The sequence below is a fragment of the Actinokineospora sp. UTMC 2448 genome (genome assembly GCF_024760565.1).
GTDB lineage: Bacteria > Actinomycetota > Actinomycetes > Mycobacteriales > Pseudonocardiaceae > Actinokineospora > Actinokineospora fastidiosa.
The window spans coordinates 2,338,177-2,353,814 of sequence record NZ_CP031087.1 but is presented as its reverse complement, the minus strand read 5'-3'; the positions used below and the strand labels follow the sequence as shown (position 1 = coordinate 2,353,814).

The 15,638-nt window shown below is 75.2% G+C and carries 15 protein-coding genes; 8 read left to right on the top strand and 7 right to left on the bottom strand.

Annotation, left to right across the window (positions count from 1 at the left end):
* Window positions 1-68: 68 nt before the first annotated feature.
* On the top strand, window positions 69-1,202 hold the full coding sequence (locus Actkin_RS11155) for an NAD(P)/FAD-dependent oxidoreductase (RefSeq protein WP_258907004.1): 1,134 nt from the start codon (window positions 69-71) through the stop codon (window positions 1,200-1,202).
* Window positions 1,203-1,343: 141 nt separating this feature from the next.
* On the opposite strand, the gene Actkin_RS11150 is transcribed toward Actkin_RS11155, so the two are convergent.
* The 5 genes from Actkin_RS11150 to Actkin_RS11130 all read right to left on the bottom strand — a co-directional run bounded on the left by Actkin_RS11150 (window position 1,344) and on the right by Actkin_RS11130 (window position 6,819).
* Window positions 1,344-1,562, bottom strand: a complete 219-nt coding sequence (locus Actkin_RS11150; protein WP_189213768.1) for a hypervirulence associated TUDOR domain-containing protein — start codon at window positions 1,560-1,562, stop codon at window positions 1,344-1,346.
* Between the two features lie 72 nt (window positions 1,563-1,634).
* Complete coding sequence (locus Actkin_RS11145) at window positions 1,635-2,597, bottom strand: phytoene/squalene synthase family protein (protein WP_258907003.1); 963 nt, start codon at window positions 2,595-2,597, stop codon at window positions 1,635-1,637.
* On the bottom strand, window positions 2,594-4,081 hold the full coding sequence (crtI, locus tag Actkin_RS11140) for a phytoene desaturase family protein (RefSeq protein WP_258907002.1): 1,488 nt from the start codon (window positions 4,079-4,081) through the stop codon (window positions 2,594-2,596). The genes Actkin_RS11145 and crtI overlap by 4 nt, the downstream gene beginning before the upstream one ends.
* Window positions 4,081-5,163, bottom strand: coding sequence for a polyprenyl synthetase family protein (locus tag Actkin_RS11135; RefSeq protein ID WP_258907001.1), 1,083 nt, complete (start codon window positions 5,161-5,163; stop codon window positions 4,081-4,083). Before Actkin_RS11135 ends, crtI begins: the two co-directional genes overlap by 1 nt.
* A gap of 42 nt (window positions 5,164-5,205) precedes the next feature.
* Window positions 5,206-6,819, bottom strand: coding sequence for a cytochrome bc1 complex cytochrome b subunit (locus Actkin_RS11130; protein WP_309569129.1), 1,614 nt, complete (start codon window positions 6,817-6,819; stop codon window positions 5,206-5,208).
* Between the two features lie 227 nt (window positions 6,820-7,046).
* On the opposite strand from Actkin_RS11130, the gene Actkin_RS11125 reads away from it, so the two are divergent.
* The 6 genes from Actkin_RS11125 (at window position 7,047) to Actkin_RS11100 (ending at window position 12,982) form a co-directional block, all read left to right on the top strand.
* The gene (locus tag Actkin_RS11125) at window positions 7,047-7,445 is read left to right on the top strand and encodes an OsmC family protein (RefSeq protein WP_189213764.1); all 399 of its coding nucleotides are present in this window, start codon (window positions 7,047-7,049) and stop codon (window positions 7,443-7,445) included.
* Window positions 7,446-7,475: 30 nt separating this feature from the next.
* Window positions 7,476-7,826, top strand: coding sequence for a DUF3140 domain-containing protein (locus tag Actkin_RS11120; RefSeq protein WP_189213763.1), 351 nt, complete (start codon window positions 7,476-7,478; stop codon window positions 7,824-7,826).
* A gap of 60 nt (window positions 7,827-7,886) precedes the next feature.
* Window positions 7,887-9,464 carry an FAD-dependent oxidoreductase gene (locus Actkin_RS11115; RefSeq protein WP_258907000.1) on the top strand — a complete coding sequence of 526 codons (1,578 nt, stop codon included), beginning with the start codon at window positions 7,887-7,889 and terminating at the stop codon, window positions 9,462-9,464.
* Between the two features lie 160 nt (window positions 9,465-9,624).
* Window positions 9,625-10,410 carry a carotenoid biosynthesis protein gene (locus tag Actkin_RS11110; RefSeq protein ID WP_258906999.1) on the top strand — a complete coding sequence of 262 codons (786 nt, stop codon included), beginning with the start codon at window positions 9,625-9,627 and terminating at the stop codon, window positions 10,408-10,410.
* Window positions 10,407-11,516 carry a glycosyltransferase family 2 protein gene (locus Actkin_RS11105; RefSeq protein ID WP_258906997.1) on the top strand — a complete coding sequence of 370 codons (1,110 nt, stop codon included), beginning with the start codon at window positions 10,407-10,409 and terminating at the stop codon, window positions 11,514-11,516. The genes Actkin_RS11110 and Actkin_RS11105 overlap by 4 nt, the downstream gene beginning before the upstream one ends.
* A complete protein-coding gene (locus Actkin_RS11100; RefSeq protein ID WP_258906996.1) occupies window positions 11,516-12,982 on the top strand; it encodes a phytoene desaturase family protein in 1,467 nt (488 codons plus the stop codon). Before Actkin_RS11105 ends, Actkin_RS11100 begins: the two co-directional genes overlap by 1 nt.
* Here Actkin_RS11100 and Actkin_RS11095 read toward each other — a convergent pair.
* Window positions 12,926-13,627 carry a CDP-alcohol phosphatidyltransferase family protein gene (locus Actkin_RS11095; protein ID WP_258906995.1) on the bottom strand — a complete coding sequence of 234 codons (702 nt, stop codon included), beginning with the start codon at window positions 13,625-13,627 and terminating at the stop codon, window positions 12,926-12,928. The genes Actkin_RS11100 and Actkin_RS11095 overlap by 57 nt on opposite strands.
* A gap of 82 nt (window positions 13,628-13,709) precedes the next feature.
* Between Actkin_RS11095 and Actkin_RS11090 the strand changes: the two genes are divergently transcribed.
* Window positions 13,710-14,549, top strand: a complete 840-nt coding sequence (locus Actkin_RS11090) for a YhjD/YihY/BrkB family envelope integrity protein (protein ID WP_258906994.1) — start codon at window positions 13,710-13,712, stop codon at window positions 14,547-14,549.
* Here the strand turns inward: Actkin_RS11090 and Actkin_RS11085 are convergent.
* A complete protein-coding gene (locus tag Actkin_RS11085) occupies window positions 14,507-15,514 on the bottom strand; it encodes a Rieske (2Fe-2S) protein (protein WP_258906993.1) in 1,008 nt (335 codons plus the stop codon). The genes Actkin_RS11090 and Actkin_RS11085 overlap by 43 nt on opposite strands.
* Window positions 15,515-15,638: the final 124 nt, after the last annotated feature.

Sequence of the window (15,638 nt, the reverse complement as noted above, 5' to 3'; positions counted from 1 at the left end):
GGGCGGCGGGCCCACCGATCGGGTGGACGATCGCTGCCGGGCCGGTTCGCCGGTCGTACGGTGGGCGGATGCGGACCCGCGTCGACTGGGACGTCGTGGTGGTCGGCGCGGGGCCTGCGGGCTCGGCCGCGGCCATCGCCGCGCTGCGCGCCGACCCGGCCGCCCGCGTCCTGCTGCTGGACGCCGCGGACTTCCCCCGGGACAAGGTGTGCGGCGACGGGATCGCCCCGCACGCGGTGGACCTGCTCGCCGCGCTCGGCGTCGACGGGCTCACGGCGGGGACCGCGCCGATCACCCGGCTCCGGCTGGTGTCCCCGCGCGGCGTCGAGGCCGCCCGGCAGTTCGCGCGGCCTGCGTTCGTGGTGCCGCGCAAGGTGCTCGACCACCGGCTCGTGCGCGCGGCCCAGGCAGCGGGCGCGGTGCTGCGCAGGCGACGGGTCCGCACGATCGCCCCCGAGGGCGCGGCGGTGCTCGTCGACGGGGAGATCCGGGCGGGGGTCGTGATCGGGGCCGATGGCGCGGAGTCGGTGGTACGGCGGCAATGCGGTGCCCGGGCCGCGCCCCGGGGCACGGTCGCCGTCGCCGTGCGCGGGTACGCCCCGTCCCACCCGTGGCCGGACGGCGAGCAGGTCATCACCCTCGACGCGACCCGCTGGCCCGCCTACGCGTGGGCCTTCCCGGTCGGCGACGGCACCGCCAACGTCGGCTACGGCGAGGTCCTCCTCGGCCCCGCGCCCACCCGCGCCCACCTGACCGCGCGGCTGCACCACCTGCTCCCGGGCTGCGCGCCCACACCGCTGCGCGGCCACCGCCTGCCCCTGTCCCCCGGCCGTCCCGCCATCGGCCACGGCCGGGTCCTCCTGGCGGGCGACGCCGCGTCGCTCATCAACCCGCTCACCGGCGAGGGCATCCACTACGCCGTCCTCTCCGGCAGCCTGGCCGGAGCGGCCGCGCTGACACCCCAGCCCGCCCGTGCCTACCGGCACGCACTGCGCGAGCGGCTGGGGAGGCACCTGCGCCACACCGACCTGCTCGCCCGCGTCACCCGCCGCCCGTGGCCGCTCGACGTCGCCACCACCGCGGCCCGGCACGATCAGCGCGCGTTCGACGAACTCACCGAGATCGGCCTCGGCACGGGCACGCTCACCCCGCGCCTGCTCGCCGCCCTCGCCTTGTCCCTGCGGCGCCTCGGACAAGGGTGACGGGATCGTCGTCGACCGTCGCACGGCAACAGCGGGAAGGACCGCAACCGCCACCCGGCCGCCAGCAGGATGATCGCGCCCAACCGACTGCCGGTCTCAGGCGCGCACCACGCCATCCAGCGGCTATAGCGAGGGCCGCCCTCAATCCTCGGCGCGACGCAGCGCTCCGGGCTTGTGCACCGCGTCCTTCCCGCTCTTGTCACTGCGGACCCGGTACTGCGGGTCCTCCTTGGAGGCGCGCACGGTTCGGCCCGCTGCCTCGGTGTCCTCGGTGATCTCCTCCTCGACCTCACCGACCGCCTTGCCCCCGTGGCTGCTCCACTCCACCTTGTCGCCCTTGCGAAACCTGTCCTCGGCCATGGCACGCTCCTCACCGCTCATCGAGCGAACCGGGTACCACCCCGCCAGGAAACGCATGCGAAGACGTCCCTTTCACCGGACCGGCGCGAAGCCCTCCGCCTGCCGGACCCCCGCCGCCCGCAGCCGGGCGACGCGGGCCAGGGCGCGGGCGGCGACCCCGGCACGGCGGCGGGTGGGAACGGTGGCGCGCGCGGCGAAGACGTCGTGGTCCATCGCGGCGACGCGGTCGAGGATCTCCGAGTAGAGGATCAGCGCGGTCTCGACGCAGGGCCGCGACAGCGGCGCGAGCATGGCGATCCCGGGACGGGCCTGGGCGTAGACGGCGCGGGTGCGCGCGACCTGGTCGGCGATGGCGCGGCGCACGGCGTGGTCGGCGCGCCCGGCGCGGCGGCACCAGGCCAGGCGGTCGCGGTCGACGGCGAAGGCGGCGAGTTCGTCGGCGGGCAGGTACACGCGACCGCGGTCGAGGTCCTCGGCGACGTCGCGGATGAAGTTGGTGAGCTGGAAGGCCGCGCCGAGGGAGGCGGCCGCGGGCGCGGCGTCGGCCGGGTCGGCGATCGTGCCGAGGACGGGCAGCATCTGCAGGCCGATGACCTCGGCGGAGCCGTGGATGTAGGTCGCGAGGGCGGCGCGGTCGGGGTAGTCGCGCAGGACGAGGTCCATGCGCATGGAGCGCAGGAAGGCCGCGAACAGGCCGGGATCGATCGCGTGGCGGTCGATGGTGTCGACGAGCGCGGCGATGACGGGGTGGCCGCTGGCGCCCTCGGACAGGCCCAGGCGCAGGGCGTACTCGGTGGTGTCGATGTGGGCCTCGACGTCGTCGGGGGTCGCGGTGCCGGGCTCGTCCACAAGGTTGTCGACATAGCGGGCGAAGGCGTAGAGGGCGTGCACGGCGGGCCGCTGGGCAGGGGTGAGCAGGCGGGTGGCGAGGAAGTAGGTGCGGCCGTGGCGGGCGTTGAGGGCACGGCAGGCGGTGTAGGCGCGGCGCAGGCCGGGATCGGTGACGCCTGCGGCGTCGAGTTCGCGTCGGGTCACGGGATCCTCCGGGGGATGCCGGTGATGCGGTCGGCGGCCAGACGGCCGGAGACCAGGGCGGTGGGGACGCCGACGCCGGGAACGGTGCCGGAGCCAGCCAGGACGGCGTTGTCGGTGGAGCGGGGGAAGTTGCCCGGGCGGAACGGCCCGGTCTGGGCGAGGGTGTGGGCGTAGCTGAACGGCGTGCCGTCGACGTGGCCCTGCGCGGCCCAGTCGGCAGGCGTGACCACCCGCAGGACGCGCGCGTGGGCGGACAGGCCGGGCAGCAGGCGCTGCTCGGCGGTGGCCATGACCTCCGCCGCGTAGTCCGCGCCGCGGCGCGCCCAGTCGACGGGCCCGGCGCGCAGGTTGGGCACGGGGGCCAGCAGGTAGAGCACATCACCGCCCGCCGGGGCCAGAGCGGGGTCGGTGGCGGTCGGGCGGGTGATGAGCAAGGAGGGGTCGCCCATGAGCGAGCCCCTGTTGATGATCTCGTCGAAGGTGGCGCGCCAGGCGTGCCCGAAGCTGATGGTGTGGTGCGCGGTGTCCCAGGTCCGGTCCGCGCCCACGTGCAGCACCACCGCCGACGGTGCCGCGCGCAACGGCACCAGGCGGCGGGGGGTGGCGCCGAGCAGCCGGTAGGCGGTGTGCGGTTCGGTGGTGAGCACGACCGCGTCGCAGGGGTAGGAGGCGCCGTCGGTGGTGCGCACCGCGGTGACCCGCCTGCCTGCCCTCTCGACGGCGTCCACGGTGGCGTCGTAGCGGATCTTGACGCCCGCGTCCGCGGCGGCCGCGGCCAGCGCGTCGGGCAGGGCGCGGACGCCGCCGCGGGGGAAGCACACGCCCGCGACGGTGTCCATGTACGCGATGACGGCGTAGAGGGCCAGCGCCCGCTGCGGGGACTGCCCGGCGTACAGGGACTGGAAGGTGAAGACCCGGCGCAGCCGCTCGTCCCTGAGGAACCTGCCGACGCGGGCGTCGAGGCGGCCGAACCCGCCGAGGGCCGCGAGCCGGGCCAGGTCGACGCCGAGCAGCGACAGCGGCGAGTCGTGGTTGGCGGCGATGAAGCGGTCGTGCTCGACCCGGTACAGCTCGGTGAGCCAGGCGCGCAGCCGGGTGTAGCCGCGCGCCTCGGCAGGCCCGGCGAAGGCGCGCACCTGCTCGGTCATCGCCTCGGCCTCGGTGTGCACCGGCAGGCTCGCGCCGTCGGCGAAGCGCGCCTCGTACGCCGGGTGCAGCGGGGTCAGGTCCAGCCGCGCGGACAGGCTGTCGCCGACGGCGGCCAGGGTCTGCTCGATGATGTCGGGCATGGTCAGCACGGTCGGCCCGGTGTCCATCCGGTATCCGCCCGCGTCGAGGCGACCGGCGCGCCCGCCGGGGACGGCGCCGCGGTCGAGCACGGTGACCTCGCGGCCGCGGCCAGCCAGGTGCAGGGCGGCGGCGAGCCCGGACAGCCCGGCGCCCACGACGACCACCCGATCGGTGCGCCCGGTGACGGTCCGCATCAGCGGTCGCGGTCGACGCAGGAGCGGGCCAGCCAGGACAGCAGGCCCTGGACCGCCGCGGGCAGGACCGCCACCTCCGCGCCCGCCTGGGCGAGGCGCCGGTCGATGAGGAGGCGGACGTGCTCGGGCGCCTCGGTCTCGCTGATGACCCCGAGGTAGCGGGCGATGTCGACGTCGGTGAGCACCGGCTGGCCCGCAAGGCCGCGCAGGATGCGGCGCTGCGCCGGGTCGGCGCGCTCGCGCGCGATCACCACGACGCTGGTCGCCTTGCCCGCGCGCAGGTCCTCCCCCACCGGCTTGCCGGTCGCCTCGGGCACGCCGAACAGGCCGAGCAGGTCGTCGCGGAGCTGGAACGCCTCACCCACCGCCGACCCGTACCGGCCGAGCGCGGCCACCGTCGCCGCCGGGCACCCGGCGAGCTCGGCGCCCAGTTCCAGCGGACGGCGCACGGTGTAGTCGCCGGACTTGGCCCGGGCGACGGCGAGCACGTCGGCCAGGCTGGGCTCGCGGCGGGCGTCGTTGACCAGGTCCCGGAACTGCCCGATGGCCAGCTCGGCGCGCAACGCGTCGTAGCGCGGCCGCGCGCGAGCCAGCGCCTCGGCGGCCAGGCCGCTCTCGCGCAGCAGCCGGTCGGCCCACACCAGGCACAGGTCCCCGGCGAGCACCGCGGCCGACTCCCCGAACCGCCGCGCGGACCCGGTCAGCCCCGCGGCCCGGTGCCAGCGCGCGAACCGCACGTGCGCCGACTCCCGCCCGCGCCGGGTCGCCGACTCGTCCATGACGTCGTCCTGCAGCAGCGCGAAGCAGTGCAGCAGTTCCACGCTCGCCGCCGCCCGCAGCGCGGCCGGTGACTCGGCGGCCCCGCAGGCCCACCCGGCCATCAGGAAGGCCGAGCGCAGGAGCTTGCCGCCCGAGGCGACATCGGTGAGCACCTCGCCCAGCACGGCGGTGTCCTCGCTGGCGCCGAGTTCCTCGGCGCACCGGTCCCGGACGAAGGCGGCCAGGTGGTCGGCGACGGCCACGCGGGTCCGCGCGCGCCACCGCGCGGACCCCGGGTCGTGGCTGGGTGCGCGGGACCGCACTGCGTGGTGCACGAGGATGCCGCCTTTCTCCCCGCGGGGCGGTCAGCCGCCGATGGTGCGGGACGGGTCGATGGGGTGGCCGGCGCTGCCGTGCTCGCGGGCGCGTTCCAGCGCCACGGTCTCCTCCGGCGGGTCGGGGGTGAGCATGCTGCCGGGCAGCGGACGGCCCGCCGCGCCGAGCTTGTTCATCTTCTTGGGCACGGGCGCGGCCTGGTACTCGAGCGCCTTTCCGTCCAGCGGCTGGTGGATCTCGATGTAGCCGCCCTCCGGGAGGCGGCGGATGATCCCGGTCTCGACCCCGTGCTCGAGCACCTCCCGGTCCGAGCGCTGCAGGCCCACACAGACGCGGTAGGCGACGTAGTAGGCGATGGGCGGGACCACGAGCAGGCCGATGCGCCCGGCCCAGATGGTGGCGTTGAGCGAGACGTCGAAGGTGAGCGCGATGGTGTCGTTGACGCTGCTCAGCGTCATGATCAGGTAGGCGGACAGCGCCATCGCCCCGAGCCCGGTGCGCACGGGCGCGTCCCGGGGCCGCTGGATGAGGTTGTGGTGGGCGGTGTCGCCGGACAGGCGGCGTTCGATCCACGGGTAGAACAGCAGGAGCCCGATGAAGAACGTCAGTCCCCCGACGCCCGCGAAGAACACCGCCGGAACGGTGTAGTCCCCGAGGTACATCTCCCACGGCGGCCAGATGCGCAGGAGCCCGTCGGCCCACATCATGTAGAAGTCCGGCACCGACTGGGCCGAGACCTGGGCGGGGTTGTACGGGCCGAGGTTCCAGATCGGGTTGATCTGGAACAGCCCGGACATCGCCGTCGTCACGCCGGTGACCACGGCGAGGAACGCGCCCGCCTTGAGCGCGAACACGGGCATGATCCGCACGCCGACGACGTTGCGCTCGGTGCGCCGCACGCCGGGGAACTGGGTGTGCTTCTGGTACCACACCAGCGCCAGGTGCACCCCGATGAGCGCGAGCATGATGCCCGGGATGAGGAAGATGTGCAGGGTGTAGAGCCGGGGGATGATCTCATCGCCCGGGAACTCCGAGCCGAACAGCGCCCAGTGCGTCCAGGTGCCGATCACCGGGACGCTGAGCACGATGCCCGACAGCGTCGCCCGGATGCCGGTGCCGGAGAGCAGGTCGTCGGGCAGCGAGTAGCCGAAGAACCCCTCGAACATGCCCAGCACCAGCAGCAGCACCCCGATGACCCAGTTCAGCTCCCGTGGACGGCGGAACGCGCCGGTGAAGAAGATCCGGATCATGTGGACGATCATCGCGGCGACGAACAGCAGCGCCGACCAGTGGTGCACCTGCCGGGCGAGCAGTCCGCCGCGGATGTCGAAGGAGATCTCCAGCGTGCTCTCGTACGCCCGGGACATCTCGACGCCGCGCAGGTTCACATACGACCCGTCGTAGACGACCTCCTGCATCGACGGATCGAAGAACAACGCCAGATAGGTGCCGCTGAGCAGCAGCACGATGAACGAGTACAACGCGATCTCGCCCAGCAGGAACGACCAGTGGGTCGGGAACACCTTGTTGAACTGGCGGCGCAGCCCGCCCGCCATCCGGTACCGCTGATCGGCCCACCGGGCCGCCGCGCCCGCCGCGCGGGCGGTCGCGGGCGGGCGCCTCGTCGCGCTTGGATACCCCATCGCATGCCTCCGACCCGCCGTTCCCGGTCGGGTCTACCCACGCCCGCCGTGGTTGATGCGCTCATCGCTCGATCGCGACGGAATCCGGCCGCGGGAGCCGGTGACGGGGAGACCGGCGCGGTGGGCGCCCAGGCGGCGGGCAGCCGCCGTGCGCCGCACCGGCGGTCGAGTGCATCGGGTCGGCAGCGGGTACCACCCCTGAGACGCACCGACAGGAGTGGACCAGGATGAACGGAACCAAGCTGTACAGCACGGCGGCCGTCTCCCGCGACGGCGGCCGCGTCGAGGTCGATGGCGCCGAGCCCGACTCGTTGGCGATCGTCCAACCCGCCGAGCTCGGGGGCAGCGGCGGCGGCTGGGACCCCGAGCGGCTCTACGCCGCCGCCCTCGCCACGTGCCTGCACCAGAGCCTGGTCATCGTCGCGTCCTCGGGCGGCCACGACACCTCCGGCAGCAGCGTGCGGGCCGAGGTCACCCTCGGCGAGTCCGGCGCGGAGGCCTACGACCTGCGGGCCCGCCTGGTCGTCGCACTGCCTAATGTGGACACTGACGATCGGCGGCAGCTGGTGGACCAGGCCGTGGGCCACTGTCCCCTCGCAGGCGGCTGGGACGTGTCCCTCGCCTGAACGGACACCTCGACGCACCGGGAGGCCCGGATGACCGACGACGCCGCGACGACCCGCAAGGAGTTCTCCGATGCGGTGAACATGACCGCCACGCAACTGCGCCACTGGCTGGACACCGAGGATTCGAAGGCCGTGGGGCAGAAGGACGACGGCGGCGAGTCCACCGGCCACGCGTCCGGCCGCCGCATCCTCACCCTGCTCGGCAAGAAGCCCGGCGACCTGACCGACGACGACCTTGCCCACATGCGCACGGTCGTCGGCTACATCCACCGCCACCTCGCCCAACGCCCCGACGGCGACATCAGCGACACCCGATGGCGTTACTCGCTGATGAACTGGGGCCACGACCCGCTCAAGGGAGCGCGTTCGGCCGGCAGCTGAAGGCGAAGCCGCCGTCTGCGTCGAATCGCCGCTGCGCACCACCGGTGCCAGCATCAGGGCATGGCCCGTGTCGCGTTGCCCTGGTTGCTCGACGGCAGCTCCCCGCCACGCCCGGGGCGGGACCGCCGGGCCGTGCTGCACCCGGCCCACGCGGGCGGCGACCGGGCCGACGGCGACGCGCCGCGGGTGGCGGTGGTCGGCGGCGGCATCGCCGGGGTGACGGCCGCTGTCGCGCTGGCCGAACGCGGGGTGCGGGTCCGGCTGTTCGAGCGCCACGCCGAGCTGGGCGGGCGGCTGCGCGGCTGGACGACGGGCCACGGCGCGACCATGACCCGCGGCTTCCACGCGTTCTTCCGCCAGTACTACAACCTGCGCGGCCTGCTGCGCCGCGTCGACCCCGACCTGTCCATGCTCGCCCCGATCGGGGACTACCCGCTGCGCCACATCGACGGCGCGCAGGACACTTTCGTGGGACTGCCCTGCACACCCCCGTGGAACGCGGCCGGATTTATGGTGCGCAGCCCCACCTTCTCCGCACGCGACCTCATGGGCATGAACACGCGCGCGGCGGGCGCGTTGTTCGACGTCAGCCTCCCCCGCGTCTACCACGAACTCGACTCCATCGACGCCGACACCTTCCTGCGCGAGCTGCGGTTCCCGGCCTCCGCGCGGCACCTGGCGTTCGAGGTGTTCTCCCGCAGCTTCTTCGCCCACCCCGGCGCGCTGTCGGCCGCTGAGCTGGCGACGATGTTCCACATCTACTTCCTCGGCTCCAGCGAGGGCCTGCTCTTCGACGTGCCCGACGACCCCTACCCGCACACCCTGTGGAACCCGCTGCACGCCTACCTGCTCTCCCTCGGCGCCGAGATCCACACCGGAACCGCCGTCGAGCGGATCGGGCGCACCGACGAGGGCTACCGCGTGCGGGCGGGAACGGAGCACACCGCGGACGGCGTCGTGCTCGCCACCGACGTCGGCGGCCTGCGGGCACTGGTCGCCGCGTCCCCCGACCTGGGGGACCCGCGGTGGCGGCGACGCGTCGCGGGCCTGGCCTGCGCGCCGCCGTTCCTGGTCACCAGGCTGTGGCTGGACCGCCCTGCACGGCCGGACCGCCCGGCGTTCCTGGGCACCAGCGGGTACCGGCTGCTCGACAACATCAGCGTGGTCGACCTGTTCGAGGGCGAGGCCCGCCGCTGGCGCGCCCGCACCGGCGGTTCGGTCATCGAACTGCACGCCTACGCCCTGCCCGGGGACACCGACCCCGACCACTGCGCCCAGATGCTGATCAAGGAGCTGCACACGGTCTACCCGGAGCTGCGCGGCGCACGGGTGCTGCACCGGCAGCACGTCCTGGAGGCCGACTGCCCGCTGTTCGCGCCCGGCACCTTCACCGAACGGCCGACGGTGTCCACCCCGGACCCGACCCTGGCCGTCGCGGGCGACCTGGTGCGCGTCGACCTGCCGGTCGCGCTGATGGAACGCGCCGCGACCAGCGGTTTCCTCGCCGCGAACACCCTGCTCGCCCGGTGGGGCCTGCGCGGGCACGACCTGTGGACGGTGCCCAACCGGGGCCGCTGGGCCCTGCTCCGACGCCGGTCCGCCTGCCGGAGGGCGGTTCCCGCGCCATCGAACGGGTAGCCGGTGGGAACACCGGACTGCCCCACGCGGCCACAACCGGCCTGCCAGCCGGGATCGCCGTCACGGGCGCTGGAAAGCCCGGGGCCCCGGATCGGGGCCTCGGGCGCCTGCGCTTTCCGGTCACCGCGCCGACCGCGCCTGCCGCGCTTAGGGTTCACCCATGCTCAGCCGCATGTCCGTGCGCGCCGTCCCCGGCTTCCGCACGGCGGCGATCGCGGCGTGGGCGCTGGGCGCGACGGCCGTGGTGGCGCAGATCGTGTACTCGATGACCGCGCCCGCGGACCGCACGGCCATGACCGTGCTGGCGGTGGTCGCCTTCGCCGCGGCGTCGGTGCTCGACGCCGCGGCCCGCTGCGGGCCGCGGGCCGCCGTCGCGCTGGTCGCGGTCGCGGGCGGGGGCGGGCTGGCCGCCGAGGCGGTCGGGGTGCACACGGGTTTCCCGTTCGGCGACTACGCCTACACCGGCTCGCTGGGCCCGGCGCTCGTCGGCGTGCCGGTGCTCGTGCCGCTGGCGTGGATCATGATGGCGTGGCCCGCGGCGCTGGTCGGGCGGGTGTTGGGCCGTGGCTGGCTGGCCGTGCCGGTCGCGGGGTGGGCGCTGGCGTCCTGGGATGTGTTCCTGGACCCGCAGATGGTCGACGCCGGTCACTGGGTCTGGGCCGACCCGACGCCCGCGCTGCCCGGGGTCGCGGGCGTGCCGCTGACGAACTTCGCCGGGTGGCTGCTCGTGGCGACCCTGATCAGCGCGGGCCTGGTGGCGGTCACCCGATCGGATGTCCAACTGCGGCGTGGCCCGGCGCCGGTGCTGTACCTGTGGACCTACGGGTCATCGGTGTGGGCGCACGCGGCGTTCTTCGACCGGCCCGCGGTTTCGCTGGTCGGCGGGCTGCTCATGGGCGTGGTGGCGGTCCCGTTCGCGGTCGCGCTGTGGCGGGCGCACCGGTGAGCGGGGCGGTGGTGCGCGCGGCGGCGGTCGCGGCGGCGCTGTCGTCGGTGCACGCGCTGGTCAACGCGCGGTTGCTCCGTCGGCCGTCGGCGACGCCGGGCGAGTGCTTCGAGCCGGTGTCGCTGTTGCTGCCGGTGCGCGACGAGGCCCACCGGGTGGGGCCGTGCCTGCGGTCGCTGCTGGCCCAGCGCGGCGTGGCCGACCTCGAGATCGTGGTGTGCGACGACGGCTCCGCCGACGGCACCGCCGCGCTGGTCGCCGAGATCGCCGCCGGGGACCCGCGCGTGCGCCTGATCAGCTCTCCCGGACCGCCCCCGGGGCTGCCGGGCAAGCCGCACGCCTGCGATCTGCTGGCCCGGCACGCCCGCGGCCGGGTGCTGGTGTTCGTCGACGCCGACGTGGAACTCGCGCCGCATGCCGTGGCCGCCGCGGTGGCGGTGATGCGCGCCCACGACCTGGACGCGGTGTCGCCGTTCCCCCGTCAGCTGGCCGAGGACGCCGCCACCCGGCTCGTGCAGCCGCTGCTGCAGTGGTCGTGGCTGACCTTCCTGCCGCTGCGCGCCGCCGAGCGGTCCGCCCGGCCGTCGCTGACCGCCGCCAACGGCCAGTTCCTGGTCATCGACGCGGCCATGCTGGCCCGATGCGGCGGGTTCGCGGCCGTCGCCGACGCCGTGCTCGACGACATCGCGCTGATGCGGGCGGTCAAGGCCGCGGGCGGGCGCGGGGTCGTCGTCGACGGCAGCACCGTGGCCGTGTGCCGGATGTACCGGGGGTGGGCGCAGGTGCGCGCGGGCTACGAGAAGTCGCTGTGGTCGGCCACCGGCAGCCCGGTCGCCGCCGCCGGGGTAGCGGCGCTGCTGGCCTGGATGTTCCTGGTGCCGCCGCTGGCCGCCGTCGCCGGATCGCGGGCCGGGCTGCTCGGGTACGCCGCCGGGGTGCTCGGGCGGGTCGTCACCGCCCGCGCCAGCGGCGGCCGGGCCTGGCCGGACGCCTTGGCGCACCCGGTGTCGGTGGCCGCGCTGCTGACCCTGCTGGGCGGCTCATGGCGGGCCCGCCGCCGCGGCACGCTGGTGTGGAAAGGCCGAGCACTGCACGGCGGCCGCTGATGGCCGACGTCGCCGTCATCGGGGCGGGCATGGGCGGGCTGGCCGCCGCCGCGCGCCTGGCCCACGCCGGGCACGCGGTGACGGTGTTCGAGGCCGCGCCCACGTACGGCGGCAAGCTCGGCGTCACCCGGCTCGGGGAGTTCACCTTCGACACCGGGCCGTCGCTGCTCACCCTGCCGCACGTCTACCGCGACCTGTTCGCCGAGACCGGCGGCGACCTCGACGAGCACGTGGACATCGTGCCGGTCGACCCGCTGTGCCACTACCGGTTCCCCGACGGCTCGGTGCTCGACCTGCCGCACGCCGAGCACGAGGTCGCCCCCGCCCTGGCCGCCGCGCTCGGCCCCGACGCGGGCGAGCAGTGGACCCGCCTGATGAGCCGGGGACGGCGGCTGTGGGACCTGGTCGGCGAACCCGTGCTGCACCGACCGCTCAACGGGGTGCCGGACCTGCTGCGCCACAGCCGGAACGTGCGTGACCTGCTGGCCATCGCCCCATGGCGGACCCTGCGCGGCGCCGGGCGCGGCCTGGCCGACCCGCGGCTGCGGATGCTGCTGGACCGCTATGCCACCTACACCGGCTCCGATCCCCGCCGGGTGCCCGCGCTGATGACCGTCGTGCCGTACATCGAGCAGCACCACGGCGGCTGGTACGTCCAAGGCGGCCTGCGCCGCCTCGCCGACGCCCTGCACGCGCACTGCCGCGAGCTGGGCGTGCGATTCCACTTCGCCGCGCCGGTCACCGGAATCGACACCGACGGCCGAGGGGTTCGCGGGCTGCGGGTGGCGGGCGAATCCGTGCCAGCCGACATCGTCGTCTCCGACGCCGACGCCCACCACCTGCACCGCGACCTGCTCACCGACCCGCGCGCCGCCCGCGCCCGCCGCGCGCTGGCCCGCACCCAGCCCTCGCTGTCGGGGTTCGTGCTGCTGCTCGCCCTGCACGGCACGACCACGCCGCGACGCCACCACCGGGTGCTGTTCCCGGCCGACTACGACGCCGAGTTCGACGCCGTCTTCGGCCAGCGGCCGCGTCCGGTCGACGACCCGACCGTCTACGTCTGCTCCCCCGACGACCCCACCGTGGCTCCGTCTGGTCACGAGGCGTGGTTCGTGCTCGTCAACGCCCCCCGTCACGGTCCCGTCCACTGGGACGCCCCCGGTCTGGCCAAGGACTACGCCGACAAGGTGCTGGCCGTGCTCGCCGCCCGCGGCCTCGACGTGCGCGACCGCGTCCTGCACCGGGCCATCCGCACCCCGGCGGACTGGGAACGCGACACCGGCTCGGTGGGCGGCTCCCTCTACGGGTCCTCATCGAACGGCGCCCGCGCCGCCCTGCTGCGCCCGGCCAACCGCAGCCGCGTGCCAGGGCTGTTCCTGGTCGGCGGCTCGGCCCACCCCGGCGGCGGACTACCCCTGGTCGCCCTGTCCGCCGCGATCGTCGCCCGCCTGATCGGCCCGGCCTAGCTCCCGCCGGATCCCCGCCGCCAACTGCGTCCCGCCCACCAGCGCGACCCCCACCCACAGCCACAACGTCACCATCGGCCACGACCAGCCGGTGCCCGGCGTGCCTGAGGGCGCGACCCCGGCGCCCAGGCAGGTCACCGCGACCAGGATCACCCGGGTCGGGCGCTCGGCGACGGTGATCGCGCCCGCCGAGCCCATCCCGGCCCCCTGGGCGCGTGCGCGGGCGTACTCGTGCAGCAGCACCGCGGCCGCCACCGCCACCGCCAGCCGCGCGTCGCCGCCGAGCACCACCAGCACCGCGATCAGGCACAGGTCCGCGAGCCGATCGGCCACGGCGTCGACCACAGCACCCAGCGGCCGAGCCCGCCCGGTCCGCAGCGCCACCGCGCCGTCGATCCCGTCCAGCAACCCCGACACCAGCACCAATCCGAGCGCCGCCCAGGCCAAGCCCAGCGCGGCGGCGCCCACCGCGGCCGCCGCCGAGGCGACCCCCGCCGCGGAGAGCGCGTCCGGCGCCACCGACAGCACCGGGCGGGCGAGCACATGCACCAGCCGGATCCACCCGACCGCCAGCCGGTTGCCGGAGACGTCCTCGCCGTGCAGGCGCTCCCAGCCGCGCACCGGGTCCACCCGATCCTCGGCCATCGGTCACCCCCGCCGGTCCGTCGCGCCACCGTAACCCCGAGCGGCGGGTGAGAGCAGCGCGAACATCGGGTACGCCACCGCCATGCCCACCCCCGTCCGGTCCGTGCTGCGCCACACCGCCGCCACGTTGCGCGGACGCGACATCGCCCTGTGGGCCGCCGGGCTGACCTTCTTCGCCTGCCTGGCGATCGTTCCCCTGCTGCTGCTCGGCCTGCGCGGCGCGGCAGCGCTCCTCGGCCACGCCGTGGTCGTCGACGGCGCCGCCGCCCTGGCGGCCGCGCTGCCCGACGAGCAGCGCGCGGGGTCGGCCGTCGCCGCGATCACCGACGCGGCGCTGCGCGCCCCCTGGCCCGTGCTGGCCGTCGCGCTGATCCCCGCCACCTTCTACGGCGAGGGCCTGCGCCGCGCCCTCGACCAGCCCGCCGGGCAGGCCGCCACCGGGACGACCGGGTGGCGGGGCAGGCTCGGGTTCCTCCCCGTCCTCGCCGCCGCCCCGGTGCTGCTGGCCGCGCCGCTCGCGCTCGCCCCCGCCATCGGCTCCCTCTACAGCGCGGGCGGCTGGTCGCTCGCGCTGGGCGTGGTGGCGTCCTTCCACCTCGACTGGGTCCTGATCTCGGTGGCGCTGTCGCTGGTCTTCACCGTCACCGCCCCCAACGCGCTGCCCGGCCGCACCGCCGTCGCGGGCGCGTTCGCCACCGGCGCGTTCCTGACCGGGTTCCTGCACGGCTTCCTGCTGTTCCTGGCCATCCCGGTCGACTGGAGCGTGCCCTTCGCCGGACTCGCCCCGGTCGGCGTCGCCGCCGCCGTCGCGCTGTGGCTGTACCTGCTGCACGTCGTACTGATCCTCGGCTACCGCACCACCCTCAGCGCCCACCAGGCTCAGCAGCCGCCCGTGCGCAGCGCGTACCGGCGCTCGGCATAGGCCATGTCGTCGCGCCACAACCGCTTCGCCGCCCACCGCATCGCCGGACGCAACACGACGGCCGCCCGCATCGCCGCCGTGAACCCCTCCCGCTCCGAGGTGGCGATCACCGCCTCGATCACCGAGGTGCGCGCCCGCCCGTCCCGGCCCGGGGCCCGCGGCGTCGCGTGCGTCTCCACCACGCTGCCCACCCCCTCCCCCTCGATGATGCGCATGCACACCGTCCGCGGCTCAGGACACGTGAACTCGGTGCGCACCGGAACACCGAGCCGCCGCCCCAGCCGGAACGTCACGTCCACCACAAACCGATCCCGCTCCGGCGAGCTGTCCTCCTCCGGAGCGCTGACCACCCGCAGACGGGTGAACGAGTACGGGTGGAACCAGCCGCCATGCCACGGATCGAGCCGATTGGCCACCACATCGATCGGCTCGCACACCCCGGTCACGGACGCCACCGCGGCCACCCCGCGCGTCGGCCGGGCCGGAACGACCGGGGCGGGCGACGGCGCTTCGCCCCCGAGGCCGTCCAGCCGAACCCACACCAGCACCCCGTCGTCGTGGACGGGGAACGGCCGCCATCCCGGGCCGCCGTCGCCGGAGACCGGCAGACCGTGCCAGCGGCACCGCAGGACCCCGCCGTCCACCCGGCCCAGCGCCAGCGGAGCACCCAGGTGCGGGCACGCGCCGGGCCCGGCCACCACCCCGCCGTCCTCGTCCCGCCAGGCCACCACCTCATGCGGCCCCACGTAAGCGCCCAACGGCACATCGGCGCGGACGTCGCCGCTGGCCGCCAGCACGAACCAGTTGCCCGACGGCCGGGCCGCGGCCCGCCGGGTCGCGGCCGCGATCACCGCGGGCCGCGCCTGCCGCCACGTGGGCTCCTGCGCGGGCCACGGCTGGGGCACGATCGGCCTGACCGGCACGTGCGCGGGCCAGCGGGAGACGAGTCGGTCGATCAGCGGCATCTTCCCTCCCCGGCGTTCCGCCCACCACCCTCCCCCGCCTCGGCGCCTGCCGCAGCGCGACCCACGACAGCCGCGAAGAGCGCGCGAACGAATCCCGATCAGGGCCGCGGCCGCCCGAGAATCC